Origin of the sequence: Gemmiger formicilis (assembly GCF_900167555.1) — a bacterium.
GTDB lineage: Bacteria > Bacillota > Clostridia > Oscillospirales > Ruminococcaceae > Gemmiger > Gemmiger formicilis.
This window is the reverse complement of record NZ_FUYF01000008.1, coordinates 58,171-82,853: the sequence shown is the minus strand read 5'-3', so window position 1 is coordinate 82,853 and position 24,683 is coordinate 58,171. Positions and strand designations below refer to the sequence as shown.

Sequence of the window (24,683 nt, the reverse complement as noted above, 5' to 3'; positions counted from 1 at the left end):
CCATTTCTGATTTGCCGCCGCTGAGCGATGAACTGATTCTAGGCTTGCTGGCGAAAGAATCCTCCAGCCGTGCCGACAATGCGGCTATTCTGGAATATTTCAATGAGCATCCCGACCTTGCCGAGCGCAGCGCCTTTTGCAAGCACTGTTACAAGCAAATTTATACATATTTGTTCGTGGATGACCATACCGTGGGTTTTATCCGGCATGATATGTACCTTGAACTTTGGGAGGGCAACTATCTTACCAAAACAGCACAGGTCAATCTGACATGGGATGCTGTTGCCGCAAAGATTGCTGACCTTATCGAGCAAGGGCGTCTGATGGTTCCCATCAAAGCAGCACCCGTGCAGCAGCAGATGGAGCAGCTTACTCTTACTCCCGAAGATTCTGAAAAGGCAGGGCTGCCGAGCCATGAGCAGCAAGCAAAAAATATCGACCTTGCGGCAGAAGCCAAAAAGTGGAACAAGCCCATCATTGACGCATCCGGCAAGTACATTACGGAGCAGGATATTACCGATGCACTGTGCAAAGGCGGCGGGTTTGAAGATAGCAAATTTCGCATTCAGCAATATCTCTCTGCACAGGTACTTCCTATCGAGGAAGATCAAGCCCGCTGGCTGAAAAAAGAATACGGCATCGGCGGCGGCACATGGATCTTCCGTGATGGTGGGCATGGCTTTCTTGACCACATGGGCAAAAATCTTGAAATCACCCGACGTACAGAGGACGGCGAGTATCGCCGCGTTTTGAAGTGGAAAGAGGTTGCCCAACGCCTGCGGCTTTTGGTTTACAACGACCAGTATCTGACCGATGCCGAAAAAGCCCCCTATCAGGCATGGGCAGCAGAACAGCAAGCCGCCCGCGCAGCGAACGATGCCGCACTCGCCCATGCAAAACACGCCATCACGGATTTCTGCGAGAATGAGGGGCTAAACGAGCCGAATTTCTCCGACTTGACCCGCGTGGAGTTTGCTTACTCTACCACCGAGGACGATGAGCACGAGATCCAAGTGTATGCCAATCTTCTGCGGAACGAAATCCGCTATGAAGTTGACGGTAACATTGTCCATATCGACTACTTCCAAGATAACCACGAGCTTGCTGCGCAGGGCATTGAAAACAGCGCTTTTTCGGATTTTATCAATACCGCCGAAGCAGAGTTTGAAAAGCATCATCCGACTACAAGAAAAGTCGAAAAATCACCTGTAACTATCGGCAGTACGGTTTATCTGGAAGATGCCAGACCCTTTACCGTCGAGGAAATCGGCAGGGAAAACATTCATCTGCGGGATGAAAGTTTCCCGCTGGTAGGCCGTGCCGTCAGCCATGAAGAATTTGCGCGGCTGCTTGCGGCCAACCCCAAAAATGCAGCCCTATCCGCCCCGGAAGTTCCAAGCCGCCAAGAGCAGCCGGAAGAAACTGCTGAACCCATCGTGGGCGAAGTCATCGAAGAACCCAGCCCCTTTGTGGCACAGGTTATGGCGGATGTAGAACGGCTTTCGGCAGAAGATGAACCTTACCACCGCGAACCCATTACCTATGAAGCCCCTTATCTGGATAACCTGCCGACAGCACCGCGCGAAAAGTTTGCAGCCAATATTGCCGCCATCCAAAAGCTGAAAGAAATTGAGCAGCGCGTAGCGAACGGCGGCAGCCCTGCCTTTGAGGATGAGCAGAGAATTTTAGCGCAGTACACGGGCTGGGGCGGGCTTTCGGATGCGTTCGACCCGAACAAAAGTACATGGTCGAACGAGTACAGCCAACTGAAAGCAGCATTGTCTGAATCTGAGTATGAAGCTGCCCGCAGCAGTACCCTGACGGCGTTTTATACCCCCGCCACCGTTATCCACCCCATCTACCGCGCACTGGAACGCTTCGGAGTAAAAGGCGGCAAAATCCTAGAACCCAGCATGGGCACAGGCGCATTTCTCGCACACGGACATTTTGGCAGCAGTGATGCCAAATTCTACGGCGTAGAATTGGACAGCATCACAGGCCGCATCTCCAAACAACTTTATCAAAAGGCCAATATCCAAGTGACCGGCTATGAAAATGCGCTTCTCCCCGACAACTATTTTGACTGCGTAATGGGTAATGTGCCTTTCGGCAATTTCCAAGTCAATGACCCTCAGTATAACCGGCTGCATTTTCCCATTCACGACTATTTCTTTGCCAAGAGCATCGACAAGCTGCGCACCGGCGGCATCATGGCGTTCATCACCTCCAGCGGCACATTGGACAAAAAGGATGACCGCGCCCGCAAGTACATTGCCGAGCGCTGCGACCTCATCGGTGCGGTGCGCTTGCCCAACAATGCGTTCAAGGGCAGCGGCACTAAAATTATGACGGATGTAATTTTCCTGCAAAAGCGTGACACACTGCGCCAGCAGGACGAGCCTTGGCTGCACCTTGCAGAAGATGCCAACGGCATCACTATGAACCACTACTTTGTGGAGCACCCTGAAATGATTTGCGGCAAGATGGAGATAGTCTCCGGTCCGTATGGCCCGACTCCCACCTGCCAGCCAATAGACCCCGATGCGGTGGATCGTTTCGGAAAGCCGTTGCTGGAAACGCAAATCGACACTGCCATGCAGCATCTGACCGCCACGCTGACAAAAGCCGAAATCTCTGTGCAGGAAGAAAGCGGCGAGGACACCAAGTACATTGATGCCGATCCCTTTGTGCGTAATTTCAGCTACACGGTAAAGGACGATAAAATCTATTACCGCGAAGGCGCAGTCATGCGGGAATGTAATCCCAACGCAGCATCTGCCGAGCGTATCCGCAAACTGGTGGAACTGCGCGATACCACCCGCGCTCTGATCGATGCGCAGTTGCAGGACTTGTCGGACGAGGAAATCCACCGTCTGCAAGCCCAGCTTAACCGCCAGTATGATGCCTTCCGCGCCAAGCACGGCCTAATCAACAGCCGCAGCGCGGAGTTGTCTTTCCGGGATGACAGCAGCTACTATTTGCTGTGTTCACTGGAAAATGTCGATGAAAAAGGAAACTTTATCAGCAAGTCGGATATGTTCACCAAAAGGACTATCCGCTCTGCACAGATACCCGACCACGCCGACACGGCATCGGACGCTCTGGCACTGAGCATCGGGGAACATGCCAAGGTCGATATGCCTTACATGATGCACCTTACCGGGAAAGATGAAGCGACGCTTGCCAAGGAACTGGCGGGCGTTATTTTTGTAGAGCCTTTCCGCAAACAGGAGGACGGCAGCCCTGTTTACCTTATGGCAGACGAGTATTTATCCGGCAATGTACGCGAAAAGCTGCGTATTGCTCATGTTGCAGCCGACCAAGACCCGGCGTTCCGCATCAATGTAGAAGCGTTGGAACAGGTGCAGCCCAAGGACTTGACGGCGGGCGAAATAACGGTTCGGTTGGGTGTCACATGGATCGGGCCGGAAATCATCAAGCAGTTTGCCGATGAACTTTTTCAGTCAACCTACCGCGAACAAAAAATAGCTGTCAGTTACAATGAATACCTGAATAACTGGTATATTTCCAACAAGAGCCAGGGCAACGATAATATCCGCGTCACGAACACCTACGGCACCAAACGTATCAACGGCTATCATTTGTTGGAGAACGCACTCAACCTGCGGGCCACCAAAATTTACGATACAATCTATGACGAAAACGGCAAGGAGCAGCATAAGCTCAATGGTCCTGCCACCGAAGAAGCACAGGCCAAGCAGCGGATGATAGAAGATGCTTTTAAAGACTGGATTTTCAAGGACCGTGAACGCCGGGAAAGTTTGGTGGCGCTGTACAATGAAAAGTTCAACTGCATCCGCCCCCGTGAGTACGACGGCAGCCATATCCAGTTTTTCGGTATGAACCCGGAAATCGCACTGCGGCCCCACCAGCGCAATGCCATTGCACATATTTTGTACGGGCACAACACACTGCTGGCGCACGTTGTCGGTGCAGGCAAGACCTATGAGATGGTCGCCGCCGCGATGGAGAAAAAGCGATTGGGATTATGCAGCAAAACACTTGTCGCCGTGCCAAATCATCTGACAGGCCAATTTGCCAGTGAAGCGCTGAAGCTGTACCCCAATGCAAACATTTTGGTGACAACGCAGCGCGATTTTGAAAAGTCAAACCGTAAACGGTTTTGTGCCAAAATCGCCACCGGCAACTATGACATTGTGGTAATCGGTCACAGCCAGTTTGAAAAGATTCCACTTTCCGATGCCAGAAAAGCCGAGTTTATCCGCAAGCAAATTGACGAATTGGAAATACAGTTGGAGAGCATGGACAACAGCGACAGCCGCCTGACCGTCAAGCAGTTGGAAAGTAAGAAAAAGCAGTTGAAAACCAAGCTGTCAAATTTGCTGGACGCCCCGAAGCGGGATGATGTGGTGACCTTTGAGGAACTGGGCGCAGACTCCCTCATGGTCGATGAAGCACACAATTTCAAGAACCTCATGACCGTTACTAAGATGCACAACATCGCTGGTATCAGCACCACCGAGAGCCAAAAGGCCAGTGACCTGTTTATGAAGTGCCAGTACCTTGATGAAATCACCGGGGCGCGGGGCGTAACATTTGCCACAGGCACACCCATTTCCAACAGCATGACCGAGCTGTATACCATGCAGCGCTATTTGCAGCAGTACACCTTAGAACGCAACGGCCTTGCAAACTTTGACAGTTGGGCGGCCACCTTTGGCGAAACCGTCACAGCCATCGAACTTGCGCCGGAGGGAACCGGCTACCGCACAAAAACACGCTTCGCTCGTTTTTTCAATCTGCCGGAACTTATGGCAATGTTCAAAGAATGCGCCGATATTCAAACAGCAGATATGCTGAAACTGCCTGTCCCTTCCCTTGTGGGCGGCAAGCCGACCAACATCCAGCTAAAGCCCTCTGAAATACAAAAGCAGATGGTGACGGAATTGGGCGAACGGGCCGATAAAATCCGCAATAAAATGGTAAAGCCCTATGAGGACAATATGCTGAAAATCACCAACGACGGACGCAAATTGGCGCTGGATCAGCGCTTGATCGACCCCGACTTGCCCGATGACCCTGACAGCAAGGTCAATATCTGTGTGGGCAAAATTTTTGAGATATGGGAGCAGACCATGCCCCAACGCAGTGCGCAGCTTGTTTTCTGCGATCTGTCCACGCCCAAGGCGGGCGTTTTCAATGTCTACGATGACATGAAAGCAAAGCTGATCGAACGCGGAATCCCCGAAACAGAAATTGCCTTCATCCATGAAGCAAACACCGATGCCCGCAAGACGGAACTTTTCGGAAAAGTTCGCAGCGGTGCAGTGCGTGTGCTGATGGGCAGCACCGCCAAAATGGGAGCCGGAACCAATGTCCAAAAGCGGTTGATTGCGCTGCACCATCTGGATGTACCGTGGCGGCCATCTGATATTGAGCAGCGTGAGGGAAGAATATTACGACAGGGCAATGAAAATAAGGCGGTCTATGTTTTCCGTTATGTAACGGAGGGCACATTTGATGCCTACTCGTGGCAGCTTATCGAGAATAAGCAGAAATTCATCGGGCAGATCATGACCTCAAAATCTCCGGCTCGCAGCTGCAATGATATGGACGAGGCCGCGCTGTCCTACGCCGAGGTCAAGGCATTGGCGGCAGGCAATCCGCTTATCAAGGAAAAGATGGACTTGGACGTGCAGTTGACCCGTCTCAAAACACTGAAAGCTGCCCATGACAGCCAGCGTTATGAACTGGAGAACAAAATTGCCATCGGTTTCCCGGCTGAAATCCGAAAATGCAAAGAACAGATTGAAAATGCCACCGTAGATGCCGTAACCGTAAAGGAACATTCCGTAGTGGATGCGGACGGCAAAGATGTTTTCTGTATCCAGTTGGAAAAGGAAGTTTACTACGAAAAAGAACCGGCTGGAAAAGCGTTGTTGGGGCTGCTGGGCTTGGCGCTGAATAGCGATAAGCCCGTACCTATCGGGTATTTCAAGGGTATGGAACTGCAAATCCAACATCTGTCTTTTGGCAACGAGTACCATGCAAGATTGGTTGGCTCTGGTACATACAGCACTCAGCTGGGAGCTGATGTGCTGGGCAATCTGACACGCCTTTCCAATTTGGCAAATGGTATTGAACCGAGCATTGAAAAGACCCGCAATATGCAAATCCAGTTGGAACAGCAGCTTGCCAGCGCCGAGGAAGAAGTCAAGCGGCCATTTCCGCAGGCCGCAGAGCTTGCTGAAAAAAGCAGTCGCCTTGCGGTGCTGGAGGGACTGCTGAACATGAATGACAAAGACATTGTGACCGACACCGAGCCGGAACAACAGTGTCAGACCGACAATCGACAGCGTGGACAGGAGGAACGATAAATTTTATGATTAAAGACAGAAAAGCAAATCGTATACGCGACCACCCCAAGGATGAAAGGAGTAGTTTTTATGAAAAAATCTATTGTTGCATTGGGCATGGTATTGGCGCTGTCCGGGTGTGCAGCGGCAGCGGATGAAACTCTTGCGGCTGAACCGGCTGCGCTGGTGGAAATCTCACCGACCACCGAAGAAACTGCGCAGCCGGTGGAAGCTGCTGCAACTGCCGAACCTGCGCAGACTGCAACCCCTGCGCCGACACCCGAACCGACACAGGCCCCCACGCCCGTGCCGACAGCAGAGCCTACGGCAGTCCCCACCGCAGAACCCACGCAAGCCCCGGTGGAGGAAACCGTAGCAGACACTCCGGCACAGGTTGGTATGAGTTATGGTGCGGTGCCGTTCGACCTCGCAGCCGGTACGGAGCAATGGTGGAGCATCGACAGCAGCGACAGCGCATACTGGGCTGTGCAGGAGAACATCAACGCCATCCGTGCGGCGTCGGGACTTTCCCCGCTGGCAATGGACGGCGGGCTGAGCGCGGCGGCAGATGCCCGCTGCGAGAGCTTTGTCGCGGGCGGTGAGTTCGACCACAGCGGCATGACTACCCGCAGCGAAATCTGCGCAGCCGGTCCTATCGGCTCGGCCAGCAGCGTATGCAGCTATTGGCAGAACAGTCCTGCCCACTACGCCAACATCACCAACGCCAGCTTTACGAGCATGGGTGTCGGCTGTTGGTTCTGCCAGACCGCAGAGGGGCAGTACACCTATTGGACTGTGACATTTAATTGATAGATTTTGCTTGTTTTCATACAGAAATTATGATATAATTTTTGTATGAAAGAGAGGTGCTATCTATGCCGAACATTCGTTCCAGCGCAGATTTAAGGAACAACTACAATGATATTTCCTCTTACTGCCATGCCTACAACGAGCCGGTCTTTATTACCAAAAACGGTAAGGGCGACCTTGCCGTTATGAGCATGGAGACCTACGAGGAAATGGCGGGCCGCATTGAACTGTACAGCAAGTTGCAAGAGGGCCTTGCCGACATTGACGCTGGGAACACACGCCCCTTTGCCGATGTTATGGCTGATTTGCGCCACCGCAGGGAGCGCAGATGAAATACAACATTCATGTCACCCAAGCCGCCGAACGAGATATGGCGAACGCCTACGACTATATCGACCTTGTACTGAAAAATCCAACTGCCGCCGACAAGCTGTTGGATGTAGCCGATGAAAAAATCGGTGCGCTGGCAGAATTCCCGCACAAATTTGAAGTCGTAGCCGATAAATTACTTTCCTTGTGGGGAATCCGCTTCACCATCGTTATGAACTACCTTGCGTTCTACACGGTGGACGATGCCACGCAGACCGTGCATATAGTGCGATTCCTTTACGGAAAAAGCAACTGGATCACCATTTTGAAAACGGATGCAGCAAACGGAAGTTTGCCTGTGTTCTCATAACTGAATATTTTACCCAAGCGCCCACTTTTGTGGGCGCTTTTTCTATTGGAGGAAAACATGATTTATGACGAACTTATTGAAGAATTAGCGGTGACCCTGCTTACAAAGGCAAGGTATGAGGGCTGTATTAGCGTTATAGACGGTTTCTCACAGTGCGAGGAGGATAAAACTCGCATAGAGTATCCTATTGACGGTGTTATGCGCATCATGCCGGTGGGCAGCGAAATCTGGCCGGAGGAGTGCGAACCGTTACTGAAAAAAATCGGTGCTGAAACGATTGGAGACGTTGCCGATTATCTGAACAAAAGCAAATCCGAAAATTCAAGTGCCGATGATGTTCTTTTTACTGCGTTGCTCAAAATCTGCTATGAGAATATGGACATGGACGGCAAGATGGTATTTTGGGAAGATATGCTTGAAAACAACTCCTTGGAATGGAGAGATGTTGAATGATTTGCATACACGAAGTGATTTATTCAGTATGCAGTCGTAATTTTTGTGGGATCTTATCTGCTTCGGAGGATTTTATGACGCACGATGAAATGATGAGCTTGCTGGCAAACACGCTGGCAGATGCAGCCGGGAGTTCCGGCTGTTTACCTATTTTGGACTGCTTCAGCCCGCATCCGGGAGAAGAAGTAACCGTAAGCATTCCTATGTGTGACGACACGGTGGATATTGTGCTGGAAGATCTCGATTTTCCGCACGAGTGGGAAGAATTGTTGGAGAACAGCGGTGCAGATACTATGGGCGACCTTGTTGATTACCTGTGCTATTGTTCGCAAAACAATATTTCTCTTGCCATTTCCCCTGAAGATGAGGAAAAGCTGTATGCAACGCTGATTGATGTCTGCTATGAAAATATGTCTTATGACAGGCAGGTCGATTTTTGGCGTCATGTGCTGGAAACCAATTCTTTGGTGTGCGAGGCAAAAGAATGACCCTGCAGGAGCAGCTCTGCGAAAAAATGCGGGTGGAGCAGAGCGCCTATTGCCTATGGCTGACCGCACAGCCGCCAGAAGAAATTCTACATCACGCCTACGAGTACAGCGTCCGTGAGGACATTATTCTTGCAACGGAAGAAGTGAACCTCACCCCTGCACAGGTGCGGGCGCTGCTGAAATCTCCCGTGCCGCTGGCGGATGTGTATAAGGATTTTTCTAAGCTGGAAACCGATTATATGAGCATTGTGGCTCAGTGCGTGGAAGACCGTGCAGATGACTTGCTGAAAAAGGAGCAGCAGCAGAACCCACCCAAAGTATATCGACAGTCCGTCACTTATGCCCGCGAACACGGCGAATTGCAGCAGTACCATGCGTCTTGCCACTTGAATGAAAGGTGTCGGGACGAGATTGACGCAGCGCTTGCACAGCGCTTTGATGGTATGCGGCTGGGCGCTGGCGCTGTTGAACAGGTAGTGGCGGAATATGGTTTGGAGCGCACAAAATATGTGTTGGCAGCGGCCATTCAAACCCGTGATAGAGATGGTCGCATTTCGCGCACAAATAGAGCATGGGCAGATTCCATTCGCACGATCAAAGATATGGATCGCCGTGGATTTGACCGTTCCTGTTACTACGCTGACCTACAAGCGCATACCTGCCTATTGGACGGTTTTGTAAACCAAGTGCGAAAATTTGAAAAAGCCAAAGCCCAGCCCGCTCAGGATACCCCCGAAAGATAACCGCAGCGTCTGCATTTTGCAGGCGCTTTTTTTCGTGAAAAAATCTCTGTTTTGAAAGGATTTCACAATGAAAGAAACACATTATAAATTGAAGCATCGCGTTACTGCGCTGTTTGCGGCGGTGGTAATGCTCTGCTCCATGCTGCCCGGTGCAGCGTTTGCGGAGGAACCCACACCGCAGCCCACCGAGGAAACCGTGCAGATGGAGCAGCAGACCGAGCCGTCTGAAACAGACAACGGCCAGACCGACGAGAGCAGCCCAGACCCCGGCGAGGATGTAACCGAAGCTACCCCGGAAACGGCAGAAGAGCAGCCCGCTGAAGAAGAAATCTCTGCTGCCATTGTCGGCGCGGAACTGTACACCGACCTCCCCAACGCACCCATTGGTTCCTATATCGGCAGCGAGGGTCTGCCGGTTGCCACCGGTGAAACTAAAATCGGTATTTCCGAGTGGCCCGAAAGCCAACTGGAAGAAACCAGCGGCAGCTATCTGACCGCCGCTGCACTGGACAATGATGGCCTTACCATGGCCGCGCCCCTGTTGGACGGCGCAGACTATGCCATTGTTCCCATTCTGGCACAGGTGGAGTACCCCGCCGATGGCAGTTCCCTTGATCTAATTCTGCCGGACGGTGTGACCCTGCTGGACTACTACGGCGCACCTGTTGAAAACACAGAAAGCCTGCTACACAACGAATACAGCGAAACCTCTGCTGCTGTGCTGGGTGTGTATGTACAGGCAGATGCGGATTTTACCGCGCAGTTGGCTTACACTGCGCCGGACGGCAGCACACTGACTAAGACATTAAATGTAACCATCGACCGCAATGCGACTGCCGAGTACCCCTTCCCCGACAGCGAAATTGCCGCCTTTGCCGAGCGCCCCACCCCTGCGGTGACCAGCGGCAAAATTACCAAGGTTGCCAAAGTCAACGGCACTTGGCTGATCTGGTTCAACGGCGAACCCGCCTACTGCTGCACCCACGGTGCCAACGGTCAGCCTGCGGGATGCCCAACGTACACTTATGTGAACACTTCCACGGTCAACGCAGACCAGTGCATCCCCGGTGACCACTACGGCAACCAGATTCGCATCTGGGGCGGCTTGAACCAGCTTTCTTTGGGTGATGCAGACGATCTGCCCGCAGTTTTTTCCGCTGATGAGGGTGAAGAAACCTCTCTTTTGGATTTCTGCGCATCAATTTATGACGATGTGCAGATGTATATTATCGAGAGCTTCCCCGAAAGCACCGCCGCGGAAATTTATCTTGCCTCTGCCGACGAGCTGCTGAACGGCGTGGAAACCTACGCCTCTGCCCGCGATTACTACACCTACATCTATAATCCCGGTCGCGCAGGATGGCAGACCGTTGCCCTGATCGGTCCTGAGATCGGTGAGGAGGAACCTGAGCCGGAACCTGTTGTGCAGGAATACTATGCCAGCTGGGAGGCACCTGCCCAGACCGCCAGCGGCAGTTTTGATTTTTCCTATGGAATCCGCACGGATAAGGTCCAGCTGAAAACACAGGAAAAAGTCGATGGCGCGACCATTGAGATCGAGCCCATCACCAAATCCGGCACCATCGAGGGCGGCAGTTGGTCTATCAGCCCTGCCGGCAAGCAAACTGTGACCACCAGCGGTCATACCGCCGATGACAACTACCAGAATAATGGCGGCGATGCCAGTGCAAGCTGGAGTCTGCACTACTCGGTCACAAAGACCTCCGGCACCCGCAACGGACAGGTTGGTCCTTTCACCACGCAGGAGGCTGCTGATGCGGCCGCCAGCAGCGCCCGCGATTCAGCAATTGCGGAATTGCAGGGTGAGGCCCAGAACGCTGTCAACAATGCTATAGCAGCGGCTAAAGCGCAGCTGGGAAGCATCCAGTTCCGCTATGAAGAAATCACAGTACCGTATGGATTCGGCAAGTACTGGGGCACGAACGGAAGCAGCCAAACGATTTCGGTACCCGCAAACACCAACAATGACTATGTCATGAAAAATGACGAGTGGAGTTTGCAGGTCAACCTCAAGAAAAGCGACAGCGAAACCGGCAGCCAGATCGCAGCCGATGCCCAGTATGAGATCTATCAGTGGGATGTGGTGACCGGCAAATACCAGCCCACCGGGGGCTACAACACCTACAGCGTACAGCGCCAAGGCGGCGGCAGCTATGCGGTCATCAACAGCGCCGCCTATGCCGTCAATGACGCGATGCGCCACACGTTGTATTACACCCAGCGCAATGCGGGCAAGTTTATCCTTGTGGAAAGCAAAGCGCCCAAAGGCTATTTTGGCGATTGGACAGACATCAATCATCCCGGCATGGCCAACACTCCGCTGGGCAAGCGCGCTTATTACATCGAAATCACCGAAGCCAACGACAATTCAGTGCTATGGCTGGACAATGCCGACTACAATGCCGACATCCTGACAGCCGACAAGGGCGGCACCAAGCTGGTTACCAGTGGCGGCGTGGAAACCACTGTCACGATTTCCAATGTGTACAAGAACCCTAACCGCAGCTACAACACCGACAACAGCGGCAAAGCGGCCAACGAGGACAGCTACACCACCACCGCCACGGACGGCGTTATGAAAAACGACCGTACCTTGGGCGAAATCAGCATTTCCAAGGTGGACTTGGACGCTGCAAAGTACGTTGAAAATCACGGCAACGCCGCGCTGGACGGTGCCGTGTACGACCTCTACGCTGCCGAGGACATCACCCACCCGGACGGTGTGACCGGTGTTGTGGACTATTCCAAAATCGTGGATGCAGACGGCAACCCCCTCTGGCACACGACCATCCGCGACAACGGCGGGCAGTGGGTATCGGATTATCTGCCGATTCTCAAAAAAGACCATCTCGTAGCCAGTGCCAAAATCGAGGACGGCTGGCTGACCTTTGCAAACCTGTACCTCGGCAAATATTATGTAGTAGAGCGCTCCACCGGCACGGTCATTCCGTTGCGTGACGGCGCTCTTGTTGTTTCCGGCACCTGCCCCACGGTGGACAGCCGCACCAAAGCCGCCACCGGGCAGGTCGTGGCACTGGCAAGCAGCGGCGGGCAGTACACCGATTGGATGTACAAAAACCAGTTCAGCACCATCACCAAGGGCAAGGCATTAGACGGCACAGTAACCTACGATGCCTATTCGCTTTCCTTTGCCAACGGCTATCTGTGCGATGAACACAACTACTACATTACACCTGCTTACGCTGATGAAGGCTGGTATGTAGAGAAAACCACCTTTGCCGACGACAGCACCGTGTACAGGGCAAACTACCACGTTCACCGCGACAATGCCCAAACCGAAAGCCAAGACCAAATCGCCAAGGGCAATGTGGAAATCAGCAAAATCATTTCTTCCAGCGGCGAATCCAACGGGCAGGAGCTGGAGGACGCGGGCTTTACCTTTTATCTGGTGTCCGACTTGTCCAAAGCCGCACAGTTTACCCAAAGCCAGACGGGTGCTTACAGCCTGCAAAGCATTTTGGACTGCTACCTCGACAAGAACTACAACAATGACCATCCTAAGTGGGATTTCTCCGACGAGGGACAGGCGGTTGCCAGAACTTACGAGGTCAACGCCGCTGAAATTGCCGCCTACAACAAAACGCTGATTGCAGCGGGCGACAACAAAAACGGCAAGGGCGACGGCTGGCAGCCCACCGGCAGCGCCAACGAGTATCGCTTGGCTGAGATTTTCAGCAACGATACCGGCAACATCCGTGTGCAGGGCTTGCCCTACGGCACCTATCTGGTGGTCGAAACCACCGTTCCCAAGGATTTGTATCAGGCGGAACCGTACTTGGTGGTCATTGACCGTAACAGCCCGATGAGCGCGATGGCAACGCCCAAGGGCAGCGCGCTTACTGCCTCTGACATCTACCAGAAGTTTACCGTGCTGGACGAGCAAATCGAGGTCTACCTGCGCATCACCAAGCTGGACGAGGAAACCGGCAAGCCCGTGCTGCTGCCGAGTACGGCGTTCCAGATCTACTATCTGGACGATGACGGCAACTACCGCATGGAAAACGGCGCACCCAAGCTGGTGCGTATGACCGACACCGTAAACGGGCATCTGACCAAGAATGTCACCACCTTCTACACCAACGCCGAGGGTATCCTGACCCTGCCCGAAAAACTGCCGCTGGGCAAATACCGCATTGTGGAAACCACCGCACCCAACGGCTATTACAATGCGTGGGCTGCCGATGCAAGCCACTATGTCGATTTTACCATTACCACCGACCGCATTTATCAGGCAACCGGTGATAAAAACGAAAACGGCATGGATACGCTGGTGATTGGTGAGAAGTATTCCAACCACGAAACCCTCGGCAAGCTGACCATCCGCAAGACCGGCGAGGTGCTGACCGGCTGGCAGTCTGCGCCGGACGGTATTGACCCGTGGATGACCGGCGAAGCTGAGAATGGCAATTTCACTTACGAAACTCGCCCGCTGGCAGGTGCCGAGTACACCATCACGGCAGCCGAGGACATCTACACGCAGGATCGTCAGCTTGACAATTACGGCAACCGCACGCTCTGGTACGCCAAGGGCGATGTAGTCGCCGTAGTCACTACCGGCGACGGCAGCGCAGACATTGCCGCTTTTGCCCCGGCCCGCACTAAGGCCACCTACGATTTCCTGTCTGTAATCCATGACGGCACGATTGGCGAAGTCAGCGTGACCCTGCCGCTGGGCAGCTACCATATCGAGGAAACCAAACCGCCTTACGGCTATGTCGGCACTTCTGACAGCTATGATGTCACTTTCGTTTGGGATGCCCAGTTGAACGATGTGGTTATGGCCACGAGCATTGCCAAGGTTGACGGCGCTGCATCTTCCCAGAGTTTTGAGGTCGTGCGCAGCAAGGATGCCAACGCCGATTTCACCGAGCAGCAGACCTTGAAATTCTACAATGACCGCGAAAAAGCCAAAGTCGGCGTTTACAAGGTTGACCGCGAAACCGGCAAATACCTTGCCGGTGCGGTATTCAACCTGTACACGGCTGATGATATTTACAGCGTGGACGGCAAACTGCTGTTTGCAGCGGGCGAACTGGTCGCCACCAGCCCCGAAACCGGCGCAGACAGCTACACCTATTTTGACTGCGATGTTCCTATTCGCGGCGAGTATTACGGCAGCAGCATCCGCAAGGACGCCACCACCAACAGCGGTAATTACATCGTCAAGGAACTCCGCGCCCCTCTCGGCTATTACGTCAACGAGGAGCCGATGGAGGTTACTTTCACCTATGACGGACAAGCTGTCATGGTGTTGGATAACACTTGTTCCAATAAGCCTACGGAAATGTGGGTAAGCAAGCGCGACCTTACCAACGACGAGGAACTGCCCGGTGCGACCCTTGCTATCAAGGACATGGACGGCAATACCGTAACCACATGGGTGTCCACCGATGAGCCGCATCGCGTGACCGGGCTGCATTTCGGTGAATCTTACACGCTGACGGAGATCCGCGCCGCTGATGGGTACGCACTGGCCGATGATATTACATTCCGCCTGATTCAGAAAACTGACGAGGGCGGCAATCCTCTGGAGGAGTGCGAAGTTTACTATCTGACCACCAAGAACATTTTGTTCTGGAAGTGGGATGACTGGAAACTGCTGGACGATGCCACCGTTATTATGCAGGATGATATTACCAAGGTGCAGATTTCCAAGAAAGACCTTACCACCAAGGAAGAACTTCCCGGCGCAGAACTGGTTATCAAGGACAAGGACGGCACCGAGATTGACCGTTGGATTTCCACAAACGAACCACATTATGTGGAAAAGATGCCAGCAGGAGATTATACACTGACGGAAATCACCGCACCCAACGGCTACAAGGTTGCAGAAAGTATCGACTTTACCGTTCTGCCCACCGGCGAGATGCAGACCGTGGTAATGAAAGATGTCCGCGATGACACACCGACACCTACCCCCGACAACACGCCGACCCCGGACCATACTCCGCAGCCCACGCCGAACACGACCCCAGCGCCCGCTGCACCCACTGCAACCCCCACGCCGCTGCTGACAATTCCTAAGACCGGCGATAATTCTCCGTTGGGGCTGCTGCTGGCGATTGCGGGAATCTCTCTTGCAGGGCTGGCCGTTCTGATCCACAAGAGCGCCCGCCGCAAAGATATTACGCCCCGTGACGATGATGACGAGGACACCGAGGACTAAGGAATAATCGGAAAATGAAATATACTTTTTTACGGGGAGGACCGCGCGGCCCTCCCTATTTTTATAGGAGAGAAGATGGCAAAACACATTTTAAGTTGCAGTTTCGGAAAAGACAGTATCGCCACCGCGCTGCTGGCCTTGCAGCATGGTGAACCGCTGGACGAACTTGTGTATTGCGAGGTCATGTTCAGCGAGAAAATATCCGGCGAGCTGCCCGAACACAACCGATTTATCCACGAAACAGCAATCCCGTATTTTGAACAGCGCGGCATCCCGACACGGGTTTTGCGCTCCGAAAAGACCTATCTATCCTGCTTTTACCATGTTGTCACACGAGGAAAAACCAAGGGGATGCTTTCGGGATTCCCTCTGAGTGGGCGCTGTACAATTCAGCGGGATTGCAAGCTGCCGCCGATCAAGGCATATCAGAAGGCATTGCCCCCGGACACGGTGCAGTACATCGGCATCGCCGCAGATGAACCCAAGCGACTGGCACGATTAAAGCCCGGTCAGATTTCTTTGCTGGACAAGTACCATGTGGCCGAACCCGAAGCGAGGTCTATGTGCGCAGCTGAGGAGCTGCTGTCCCCGCTGTATGACTTCACTAAACGCGGGGGTTGTTGGTTTTGCCCGAACGCATCAATCAGCGAACTGCGGCATCTCTACAGATACCACCCCGAACTCTGGCAGCTTTTGCTTGAATTACAGGACGTGCCGAATAAACCCACCGAACGTTTTAGTTGGCGGCGCACTTTTCGTGAGATAGACGAACGCTTTCTGCAGGAGGGCGAACAACTAAGTTTTTATGAGGAACGGTGAACAATGGACGAACAGAAAAGACCCCGCGCGTGGGTGTACGCGCGAATTCCCGGCGACTACGATGGCACAATGAACAGCTATAAAGTTTGCTCAATGCAGGCTCTGCATGACGGCTGTGATATTGTCGGTGGAAGCATTGACGAGCGCGGCGGCTGGCTGCTGCGCCCCGGCTACCGCGATATGATGCAGCAGATTAAGGGTGGAAAAGTTGACCGCGTTTACATCTGCCGTATGCGGCAGATCAGCGGCAAGGAGCGCCACTTGTACTCCTTTTTCAAGCGGCTCATGCAGCGCGGCATACAGGTCACAGCCACCGAGTACAGTTTGCGTGACCGGGTAAATATGTTTCGGTTAGCCAGACGGGTCGAACGCTATGCTACCCGAAAGGGGTTGCAGCTGCCGTGGTGATTTTCAGCAGGCGGCGTACTGTGCCTATGGCACAGTACGAGCAAGCACGGCAATGTGATATCACATCGCCCACTTGTTAGGGGAATACCCCTAAAACCCCTGCATCGGATGGTGAATTATGAAAGCAAGAACCTATAAAAAACTCCTACGGCTCAATCAAGACGAGCAGGAACGACTGCGGTATTTAAGTAAAAGCACAGGGCTAAATCAAGAGCAAGTGCTGCGCAAAGTATTGATGAACGCTCCACTTCTGGAGCGTCCGACAGCCGACTACATAAAAATGTCACGCCAAATTGCAGCCCTTGGCAACAATCTAAACCAGCTTGCCCACATTGCCAACGCCAGCGGAAAAGTAAGTAATACCGACTTGCTGACTGCAAAACAAATCATGGAGCAAATATGGAGGTACATTAAGGGAGGTGGGGTCCAATAGCTTATACAAAAATCAAAGCAGTAAAGCATCATCTGCAACGATGTCTGGATTATACCAGCAATCCAAACAAAACTGAAAAATTTGCTGATGATGATTTAAGGCGGCTCTTATCCTATACGCAGAACCAAGATAAGACAGAGCATCAACTGTATGTGACAGGCTTTCATTGTGACCCGGAGACAGCCTGTATGAGCATGGAATTAACCAAACGATTGTGGGAGCAACCCACGGATAAGGGAGTTTTGGCCTACCACATCATACAAAGTTTCAGCCCCGGTGAAGCCACGCCCGACCAAGTACACGAGATTGGCTGTGAATTTGCACAGCGGTTTCTTGCGGATCGGTTTGAGTGTACGGTCAGCACCCATTTGGACAAAGGCCACCTGCACAATCATATAGTCGTCAATTCGGTATCCTATGCGGATGGAAAAATGTTCCGCAACAACTTTGACACCTACTACCACGGAATCCGACAGGTATCGGATGAACTTTGCAGAGAGAATCGGCTGTCCGTCATCGAAACAGACGGCAAGGGAAAATCTTATGACGAATGGTTGAGCGGGCAAACCGGCAAGCCTACCATTCGTGGTATGGTACGCAAAGATGTGGAACAGGCTATTGCTGCCGCCGACAGCTTTGATGGCCTTATCACGGAATTGCAGAACATGGGCTACACGGTCAAATACGGCCCGCGTGTGGAACACATGGCTGTGCGCCATAAAGACGCCCAGCGAAATATCCGCATTGACCGGCTCGACCCGCGCTTTTCCGAGACAGCGCTGCGGGAGTATTACCGCCAACTGCACCGTATGCCCACCGAAATGCAGCAGGAATACCGGCAGGAATACGCCCCGGCAAAACCGAAATGGCAGCCCACTGTGCGGCGAGCGCGGTATCTCGGCAAGCTGCCGCGCCGGTATCCCAAGGTGTCCGGCTTTATGGCTTGCTACTATCACTACTGCGCCCTGCTGCGGAAAGCCTACCACGGCAAGAGCACAAAGCGCTGCTACTTTTTGCTGCGTGAGGATTTTCTGCTGTTCAGCCGATACCAGCAGCAAACGAAATTCCTATGGGAAAACCATATTGAAACTATGGATGAACTGCTGGCCTACAAGGAAAATGCAGAAGTCCAAATCCAACAGCTTGCCCGCCAGCGCAAAGTCCTATATCGGCAAAAGCGTGAGCCGGAACGTGCCGCGCAGGATGAGAAAATCAAATCACTGACCCAGCAAATGAAAGCCCTGCGCCATGAGGTTTACATCTGTTCCGACATCGAAACAGATGCCGCCGAGGTGCAGGAAAAACTACGGCAAGCAGAACTCGCCGCACAAGAAGAACGAAATGAGGTGAAACAGGATGAACAACGGAGGCGAAGCAGCCGATCAGATGGTGCGGGAAGCCTTACAGGTTACCGAAGTAGCCATTAAGCTGTCTGCGCTGGGTATTAAAAATGCACTGGCCTTATCGCTGGCCTACGCCAAGGAAAATCCTAAAGTGAAAGGCAAAACCAGCCTTGACCGTCTGCTGCGGGAGGGCAAAGAATTGAAAATTATTGCCCTGCAAAGCAAAGACGTGGGACAGTTTAAGGAATTGGCCAAGCAGTACGGCGTTCTGTTTGCTGTTGTGAAAGATAAGGCACAGAACGAAAAAGTAGATGTCATGTTCAAAGCCGAAGATGTCGCTAAACTGAACCGTATCTATGAGCAGCTTGGGTATGCCATTCCCAAGGTCACTACGGCAGACCGAAAAAAAGACCCAACCCGCCGTCAATCCGGCGACAGCTTGTTGACGCGCGGGAAGAATCCTTTGGATATTGACCCCCGCCCATCTGTGCGGGCCACAATTATGGCACTGAAAAATGCAGCGCAGAAAGCAGCTCAGGCGCAGGAAAAAGTACAGGATATTACTGCGAAGGAGGAGCGATAAATGTACGAACAGCGATTGCCCATCGAGGAATGGAAAGCGAAAAAGCAAGCCGAACTCAAAGAAACCATTGCCGCACAGAAATCCGCATTGCAGAAAGTCGTGCAGGACGGCCAGCGTCTTGCCGATTATCTGTACGGCAGAGGACGGCTTGGCAACCATATCACATCCGGCAATGCCGCACTTGTGCTGCAAACCCTGCCGCAAGCGCGGGCCGTATTGACCGCCAGAGACTGGGATAAATTCGGGCGGCGCGTAAACAAAGGGGCAAAAGGCATCCCGCAGCTTGTGCGGGTCAACGGCTATTATAATGTCGGTTCGATTTTCGATGTGTCCATGACCTACGGCAACAAACCGTATCCCATCCCCGAAATCAAGCCGGAACAGATGGACAAGGCCATCAAGGAACTGGAGCGCCTTTCTCCGGTCAACATCATTTTTCAAAATGAGGGTGTTATCGGGTACGATGCCGAGCAACACTCGATTGTGTTTCCAACGGCCATGCCGCAGCATGAAGCGCTGGCACGACTGCCCGCCGAAATCGTCATTGCAACCGCAGAGCAACACACGCCGGGTATCTCCCAAGCGCCCTATCTACGAAAAACGGCGATGGCAGTATCGGTGGAGTTTTGCGGGCGTTTTGCCTTGCCGATGCCCGATACCGCTGCTGCTGTTTTGGACGGGATGAGCACCCACATTCCACCCGGCGAGGAACGAAAAGCACTGGAAGAAATTCGGGAACTGTCTGTGACTATTGGAGACACTGTAGAAAAGGCACTTGGCCTGCAGCGCGGCCAGAGCGCACCGCAGCGGGATGAGGTCCGCTAAATATCATGCGCCCGAATAAGGACCGCCGCACAGAAATTATTCTGTACGGGCTATTGCTGATACCGCTGCTGTTTGCTGCCGCAGCGCTGGCACAGGCAACTGAACAGGCGCAGGGGCTGGCAGAAATCACCGCAGTGTTGTCCGAAATTCTGCACACCCCATCCATGCTGCGCTGGTGCGCCAGCACTCCAAAATTTCTGCTGGCGGTGCTGGTGCTTTATCCGTTGGCCGTCTACTGCTATATGCTCGACCAAGCAGACCGCCACCCCGGCGCGGAACATGGTACGGCCAAGTGGGGCAGCGCCCACAGACTAAACATCAAGTACCGCAATACCAAAGCCCCCAAAGAAAATTACATTTTGACCGAGAATGTACGCTTCAGCACCGACAGCCACGCGCATAAACATAATCTCAACATTATCGTAATCGGCGGATCTGGCAGCGGCAAGACACGCTTTTATGTGAAGCCCAATGCGCTGCAACTGATTGGCTCTTATCTTTTTCTGGACCCCAAGGGGGAACTGCTACGTACACAGGGTAGGATTATGGAAATGAACGGAATCAGTGTGACAGTGCTTGACCTTGTGCATTTTCAAGGCCATTACAATCCGATGGCCTATCTCGAAACCGATGAGGACGCCATCAAGCTGGCGTTCGCCATCGTCAACAACACCAAACCCAAGGATGCCCCCAGCGGTGGTGATAAGTTTTGGGATGATTCCTCGGTGCTGCTGATTTCCGCGCTGATTCTCTATCTGATGTACGAAGCCCCCGCCAGTGAGCAGAATTTCTCGACGTTGATGTACATGATTCTAAATTGTCAGGTCAGTGAGAATGAAATGGTCGAGAATCCCCTGATGATGCTGTTCGGAGAATTGGAGCGACGTGACCCGCAGCACCCCGCTGTCCTGCAATTCAAGTCTTTTATGTTGGGTGCGAAAAAGACGCTGCAATCCATTTTGATTTCGGCAGCGGCAAACTTGTACATGTTCAACTCCCGCAAGTTTGCAGAAATGACTTCGCGCGATGAAATGTTCCTGCCGCGTATGGGGCTGGAGCAGCGGGCATTATTTATTGTTTTGCCCGACAATGATACAACTTTTAATTTCATTGCAACGATGCTCTACACGCAGCTTTTTGACCAGCTTTTTCGTTTGGCAGATTCCACGCCGGAATACAACGGTGCGCTGCCGGTTCATGTGCGGCTGATGATGGACGAGTTTGCAAATGTTGCCTTGCCCAAGAACTTCAAAAATATCTTGGCAGTCTGCCGCAGCCGCAATATCAGCTGCGACATTATTTTGCAAAACATTGCCCAGCTAAAAAGCCTGTTCAAAGACGATTGGGAAGGCATAATCGGAAACTGTGACACCCTGCTTTACCTCGGCGGCAACGAGTACGGTACCTACGAATATCTTTCCAAAATTCTCGGCAAGGAAACCGAACGCACCAAAAGCCAAAGCATTGGCAAAGGCAGCCGAGGCAGCAGCAGCGACAGCCTGCAAACCGCTGGCCGTGAACTGTGTATGCCCGATGAAATCCGCCGTATGCGTGACGATGAGTGCCTGCTGCTGATGCGCAGCGAGGACCCTGTCATCGACAAAAAGTATAATCTGCTTCATCACCCGAATGTAAAATATACATCCGATGCAGGAGGTGAGCCTTATGTAATGCCGCCCGACTATATGGGCGACGCCGCTACTATTACAATGGACGCTGTTGCTGCCGCGACAGCGCCCGAAATCACCGAAGAAATGTACGAACAGCTCGACTACTTAGAAAAACACCCGGAGGAAAATTATTATGAAAATGAAGAAAACTTCTCTCAATACGACCAAGGTGACTGACCGCAAAATCAAGCGCCTTTATCTTGTGGCGGCGACGGTGGTTGCCGCTGCTTTTGTTATGGCCATGCCTGCGTTTGCAGATGATCCGCTGACGACCATCAACAATCTGAGCGACTTTGTGTTCAGCGCCATCAAAGCCATTGGTGCGATCCTGCTGGGGTTCGGCATCGTGCAAATCGGCCTTGCTCTCAAAGGCCACGATGCCAGCCAGCGTGCGCAAGGCTTTATGACGTTCTTCGGCGGCGTGGTCATTTACTTTGCAAAGGATATTCTTGATATGATTCTGTAAGCGATGCCGTCTCGTTGACTTTTATGCTAAATAAGCGTATAATGTTTAGCATAAAAGTCAATTCAAGAGAAGGTGTGTGCTATGGATTCTACAACGAAGATTATAGAGTTGGCTTCCCAAAATAATGGCATCGTAACTGCTGCTATGATTTCTTCTGCCGGAATATCACGCGGAAGTTTGAAATATTTGGCCGATACAGGCCGATTAGATCAGGTCTCCCGTGGGGTATATACCCTGCCGGAAGTTTGGGAGGATGAATTTGTATCCATTCAAGAGCGATATAAGCGTGGTGTATTTGCATTGGATACCGCACTGTTTCTGCATGATTTGACTGACAGGACACCACACAAGTTTCACATGGCATTTCCCTATGGATATAATACATCCAGTCCAAAAGCAGCGGGGATTTTATGCTCTTGCAAGAAAGAGCCTTATTACAGTCTCGGAATCGCGCTGGTTGACACCCCTGCCGGAAATACAGTCCGGGCCTACAATGCAGAAAAAACCCTATGTGAAATTCTAAAGCCCATCAGCCACACGGATATTCAGATCATTACAGATGCATTCAAGCGGTACGCTGGCCGTAAAGATAAGAACATTCCTTTGCTTTCGGAATATGCTCATCAACTACGCGTAGAAAAGCGGCTGCGTCCTTATTTGGAGGTACTATTATGAAAAACGCTATGCAGCTGAAAGCGATTATGAAAAAGCTAGCGAAAGAAAACCAGATTTCCGCACAGCTTGTTCTGCAAAATTATATGCTGGAACGATTCTTGGAGCGGGTATCATTATCCCCGTATCGGGATAATTACATTATCAAAGGTGGCTTTTTAATTTCCTCTATGGTGGGGCTGAACTCCAGAGCGACAATGGATATGGATGCTACCATAAAGGGTTATCCAGTTACGCAGGATACCGTCCAAAAAATGATAGAGAAGATTCTCACCGTTCCTGTTGACGATGACATCACATTTACATTCAAAAGCATTGGTGAAATCCGGGAGGGTGATGAATATACTGGATACCGCGTAGCTTTGACAGCCGATTTTCCGCCTATGGCAGTTCCCTTAAAGCTGGACATTACTACTGGCGATAAAATCACACCACGCGAAATTCAATATGACTACAAGTTGATGCTGGAAGATCGTCATATTCAAGTTATGGCATACAATTTGGCCACCATTCTGGCGGAAAAGCTGGAGACTGTAATATCTCGCGGTGACCAGAATACCCGGCCAAGAGATTATTATGATGTCTATATCCTTACCAAACTGCAAGCAGAAAATATAGACTTTCCCGCTTTAGGGGCGGCACTGATGGCTACAGCCAGTAAGCGAGGCTCTGATTCGATTTTGCAAGATTATAGAGCAATTGTGGAAGCGGTGCGAAACAGCGAGATTATGCGTAGGCAATGGGATAATTACCGAAAAGATTTCGACTACGCTTCCACCATCAGCTTTGATGAAGTGTGTGATGCAGTTGCTTCTACAATGGACACCCTAATAACAAACAATTTTTTTAATTAAGCTATGCAGTCGGCAGACTTTCTGTCGGCTGTTTTCTTTTATCTGAAAGTGGGTGAAAACTTGAATCAAAACTGGATCGTTGAGAATCTGAACAATGCTTTTTCCACATGGAATGGAAAGCTGGGCGAGTTATGGGGGCTGGTGACAACCGGCCCCCAAACTTTTAAGGGCGGCGCAGTGTGGAGCGTGATGCAGACACTGCACAATGGTATGGTTGGCATTGGCTATGCACTGGTCGTGCTGTTCTTTGCTATATCGCTATGCAAAAACACAATGAATTTTCACGAGTTAAAACGCCCCGAAGCTGCTATCCACTACTTTCTCCGCTTTGTGGCGGCAAAGGCACTTGTGGGATATGGCATGGACATTATGCTGAATGTGTTTTCCATCTGTAACGGCATCGTCACAGATATGGCCGACAGCATGGGCGGTATCTCAGAAGCTATGGTGTCGCTGCCCGCAGAAATGCAAACGGCTATCGAAAATGTGGGATTTCTCGCCAGCATACCGCTATGGCTCGTAACGATTCTCGGCAGCTTGTTCATTACGGTGCTTTCCTTTGTAATGATCCTTACCGTGTATGGCCGTTTTTTCCGCTTGTATATGTACACAGCGCTGGCTCCGCTGCCGCTGGCGGCTTTTGCGGGGGAAAGCACACAATCCGTGGGCATATCATTTTTGAAAAGTTATGTCGGCGTGTGCTTAGAGGGTGCGGTCATTGTGCTGGCCTGCGTGATTTACTCGGCGTTTGTCAGTACGCCAACAGTAGCCAGCGGCGAGGCGACCACTATTGTGTGGAGTTATCTTGCGGAAACAGTTTTCAATATGCTCGTATTGGTTGGCCTTATCAAAGGCTCTGACCGAATTATCCATGAAATGATGGGATTGTAA

At 52.0% G+C, this 24,683-nt stretch carries 19 protein-coding genes; all 19 read left to right on the top strand.

The window, feature by feature from the left end; genetic code table 11:
- The first annotated feature begins 44 nt into the window (after positions 1–44).
- The 19 genes from B5D32_RS08475 to B5D32_RS08380 all read left to right on the top strand — a co-directional run bounded on the left by B5D32_RS08475 (position 45) and on the right by B5D32_RS08380 (position 24,683).
- A complete protein-coding gene (locus B5D32_RS08475) occupies positions 45–6,359 on the top strand; it encodes a helicase-like domain-containing protein (protein ID WP_242943422.1) in 6,315 nt (2,104 codons plus the stop codon).
- Between the two features lie 69 nt (positions 6,360–6,428).
- On the top strand, positions 6,429–7,148 hold the full coding sequence (locus B5D32_RS15680; protein ID WP_143402715.1) for a CAP domain-containing protein: 720 nt from the start codon (positions 6,429–6,431) through the stop codon (positions 7,146–7,148).
- A gap of 65 nt (positions 7,149–7,213) precedes the next feature.
- Positions 7,214–7,480 carry a type II toxin-antitoxin system prevent-host-death family antitoxin gene (locus B5D32_RS08460; RefSeq protein ID WP_078784621.1) on the top strand — a complete coding sequence of 89 codons (267 nt, stop codon included), beginning with the start codon at positions 7,214–7,216 and terminating at the stop codon, positions 7,478–7,480.
- Positions 7,477–7,827 (top strand): type II toxin-antitoxin system RelE/ParE family toxin, encoded by a 351-nt coding sequence (locus tag B5D32_RS08455; RefSeq protein WP_078784620.1) that lies wholly within the window; start codon positions 7,477–7,479, stop codon positions 7,825–7,827. The genes B5D32_RS08460 and B5D32_RS08455 overlap by 4 nt, the downstream gene beginning before the upstream one ends.
- A 57-nt stretch (positions 7,828–7,884) precedes the next feature.
- Positions 7,885–8,280, top strand: a complete 396-nt coding sequence (locus B5D32_RS08450; RefSeq protein ID WP_078784619.1) for a hypothetical protein — start codon at positions 7,885–7,887, stop codon at positions 8,278–8,280.
- Between the two features lie 74 nt (positions 8,281–8,354).
- Positions 8,355–8,768 carry a hypothetical protein gene (locus tag B5D32_RS08445; protein WP_078784618.1) on the top strand — a complete coding sequence of 138 codons (414 nt, stop codon included), beginning with the start codon at positions 8,355–8,357 and terminating at the stop codon, positions 8,766–8,768.
- Positions 8,765–9,511: a DUF3849 domain-containing protein gene (locus B5D32_RS08440; protein WP_078784617.1), complete on the top strand. Its 747-nt coding sequence runs from the start codon at positions 8,765–8,767 to the stop codon at positions 9,509–9,511. The genes B5D32_RS08445 and B5D32_RS08440 overlap by 4 nt, the downstream gene beginning before the upstream one ends.
- 67 nt (positions 9,512–9,578) lie before the next feature.
- The gene (locus tag B5D32_RS08435; RefSeq protein ID WP_078784616.1) at positions 9,579–15,719 is read left to right on the top strand and encodes a prealbumin-like fold domain-containing protein; all 6,141 of its coding nucleotides are present in this window, start codon (positions 9,579–9,581) and stop codon (positions 15,717–15,719) included.
- Between the two features lie 75 nt (positions 15,720–15,794).
- Positions 15,795–16,538 (top strand): adenine nucleotide alpha hydrolase family protein, encoded by a 744-nt coding sequence (locus B5D32_RS08430; protein ID WP_078784615.1) that lies wholly within the window; start codon positions 15,795–15,797, stop codon positions 16,536–16,538.
- A gap of 3 nt (positions 16,539–16,541) precedes the next feature.
- Positions 16,542–16,946, top strand: a complete 405-nt coding sequence (locus B5D32_RS08425; RefSeq protein ID WP_078784614.1) for a recombinase family protein — start codon at positions 16,542–16,544, stop codon at positions 16,944–16,946.
- A 118-nt stretch (positions 16,947–17,064) separates the two neighbouring features.
- Positions 17,065–17,379 (top strand): plasmid mobilization protein, encoded by a 315-nt coding sequence (locus tag B5D32_RS08420; protein WP_078784613.1) that lies wholly within the window; start codon positions 17,065–17,067, stop codon positions 17,377–17,379.
- Entirely contained in the window at positions 17,376–18,806 is a 1,431-nt protein-coding gene (locus tag B5D32_RS08415; RefSeq protein ID WP_078784612.1) for a relaxase/mobilization nuclease domain-containing protein, read from the top strand. Before B5D32_RS08420 ends, B5D32_RS08415 begins: the two co-directional genes overlap by 4 nt.
- Positions 18,736–19,305 carry a PcfB family protein gene (locus B5D32_RS08410; protein WP_078784611.1) on the top strand — a complete coding sequence of 190 codons (570 nt, stop codon included), beginning with the start codon at positions 18,736–18,738 and terminating at the stop codon, positions 19,303–19,305. Before B5D32_RS08415 ends, B5D32_RS08410 begins: the two co-directional genes overlap by 71 nt.
- Entirely contained in the window at positions 19,306–20,130 is an 825-nt protein-coding gene (locus tag B5D32_RS08405; protein ID WP_078784610.1) for a hypothetical protein, read from the top strand. It begins immediately after the preceding gene.
- A gap of 5 nt (positions 20,131–20,135) precedes the next feature.
- Complete coding sequence (locus B5D32_RS08400; RefSeq protein WP_078784609.1) at positions 20,136–21,977, top strand: VirD4-like conjugal transfer protein, CD1115 family; 1,842 nt, start codon at positions 20,136–20,138, stop codon at positions 21,975–21,977.
- Entirely contained in the window at positions 21,934–22,266 is a 333-nt protein-coding gene (locus B5D32_RS08395; protein WP_143402714.1) for a TrbC/VirB2 family protein, read from the top strand. Before B5D32_RS08400 ends, B5D32_RS08395 begins: the two co-directional genes overlap by 44 nt.
- Before the next feature lie 81 nt (positions 22,267–22,347).
- Positions 22,348–22,941, top strand: a complete 594-nt coding sequence (locus B5D32_RS08390) for a type IV toxin-antitoxin system AbiEi family antitoxin domain-containing protein (RefSeq protein WP_078784608.1) — start codon at positions 22,348–22,350, stop codon at positions 22,939–22,941.
- Positions 22,938–23,792, top strand: a complete 855-nt coding sequence (locus B5D32_RS08385; protein ID WP_078784607.1) for a nucleotidyl transferase AbiEii/AbiGii toxin family protein — start codon at positions 22,938–22,940, stop codon at positions 23,790–23,792. The genes B5D32_RS08390 and B5D32_RS08385 overlap by 4 nt, the downstream gene beginning before the upstream one ends.
- Positions 23,793–23,852: 60 nt before the next feature.
- Positions 23,853–24,683 (top strand): VirB6/TrbL-like conjugal transfer protein, CD1112 family, encoded by an 831-nt coding sequence (locus B5D32_RS08380; protein WP_078784657.1) that lies wholly within the window; start codon positions 23,853–23,855, stop codon positions 24,681–24,683.

What these genes read in the sequence shown, in the direction of transcription:
- B5D32_RS15680 (WP_143402715.1), top strand. Translation starts at nt 6,429, where the DNA reads ATGAAAAAATCTATTGTTGCATTGGGCATGGTATTGGCGCTGTCCGGG.
- B5D32_RS08460 (WP_078784621.1), top strand. Translation starts at nt 7,214, where the DNA reads ATGCCGAACATTCGTTCCAGCGCAGATTTAAGGAACAACTACAATGAT.
- B5D32_RS08455 (WP_078784620.1), top strand. Translation starts at nt 7,477, where the DNA reads ATGAAATACAACATTCATGTCACCCAAGCCGCCGAACGAGATATGGCG.
- B5D32_RS08450 (WP_078784619.1), top strand. Translation starts at nt 7,885, where the DNA reads ATGATTTATGACGAACTTATTGAAGAATTAGCGGTGACCCTGCTTACA.
- B5D32_RS08445 (WP_078784618.1), top strand. Translation starts at nt 8,355, where the DNA reads ATGACGCACGATGAAATGATGAGCTTGCTGGCAAACACGCTGGCAGAT.
- B5D32_RS08440 (WP_078784617.1), top strand. Translation starts at nt 8,765, where the DNA reads ATGACCCTGCAGGAGCAGCTCTGCGAAAAAATGCGGGTGGAGCAGAGC.
- B5D32_RS08435 (WP_078784616.1), top strand. Translation starts at nt 9,579, where the DNA reads ATGAAAGAAACACATTATAAATTGAAGCATCGCGTTACTGCGCTGTTT.
- B5D32_RS08430 (WP_078784615.1), top strand. Translation starts at nt 15,795, where the DNA reads ATGGCAAAACACATTTTAAGTTGCAGTTTCGGAAAAGACAGTATCGCC.
- B5D32_RS08425 (WP_078784614.1), top strand. Translation starts at nt 16,542, where the DNA reads ATGGACGAACAGAAAAGACCCCGCGCGTGGGTGTACGCGCGAATTCCC.
- B5D32_RS08420 (WP_078784613.1), top strand. Translation starts at nt 17,065, where the DNA reads ATGAAAGCAAGAACCTATAAAAAACTCCTACGGCTCAATCAAGACGAG.
- B5D32_RS08410 (WP_078784611.1), top strand. Translation starts at nt 18,736, where the DNA reads ATGAACAACGGAGGCGAAGCAGCCGATCAGATGGTGCGGGAAGCCTTA.
- B5D32_RS08405 (WP_078784610.1), top strand. Translation starts at nt 19,306, where the DNA reads ATGTACGAACAGCGATTGCCCATCGAGGAATGGAAAGCGAAAAAGCAA.
- B5D32_RS08400 (WP_078784609.1), top strand. Translation starts at nt 20,136, where the DNA reads ATGCGCCCGAATAAGGACCGCCGCACAGAAATTATTCTGTACGGGCTA.
- B5D32_RS08395 (WP_143402714.1), top strand. Translation starts at nt 21,934, where the DNA reads ATGAAAATGAAGAAAACTTCTCTCAATACGACCAAGGTGACTGACCGC.
- B5D32_RS08390 (WP_078784608.1), top strand. Translation starts at nt 22,348, where the DNA reads ATGGATTCTACAACGAAGATTATAGAGTTGGCTTCCCAAAATAATGGC.
- B5D32_RS08385 (WP_078784607.1), top strand. Translation starts at nt 22,938, where the DNA reads ATGAAAAACGCTATGCAGCTGAAAGCGATTATGAAAAAGCTAGCGAAA.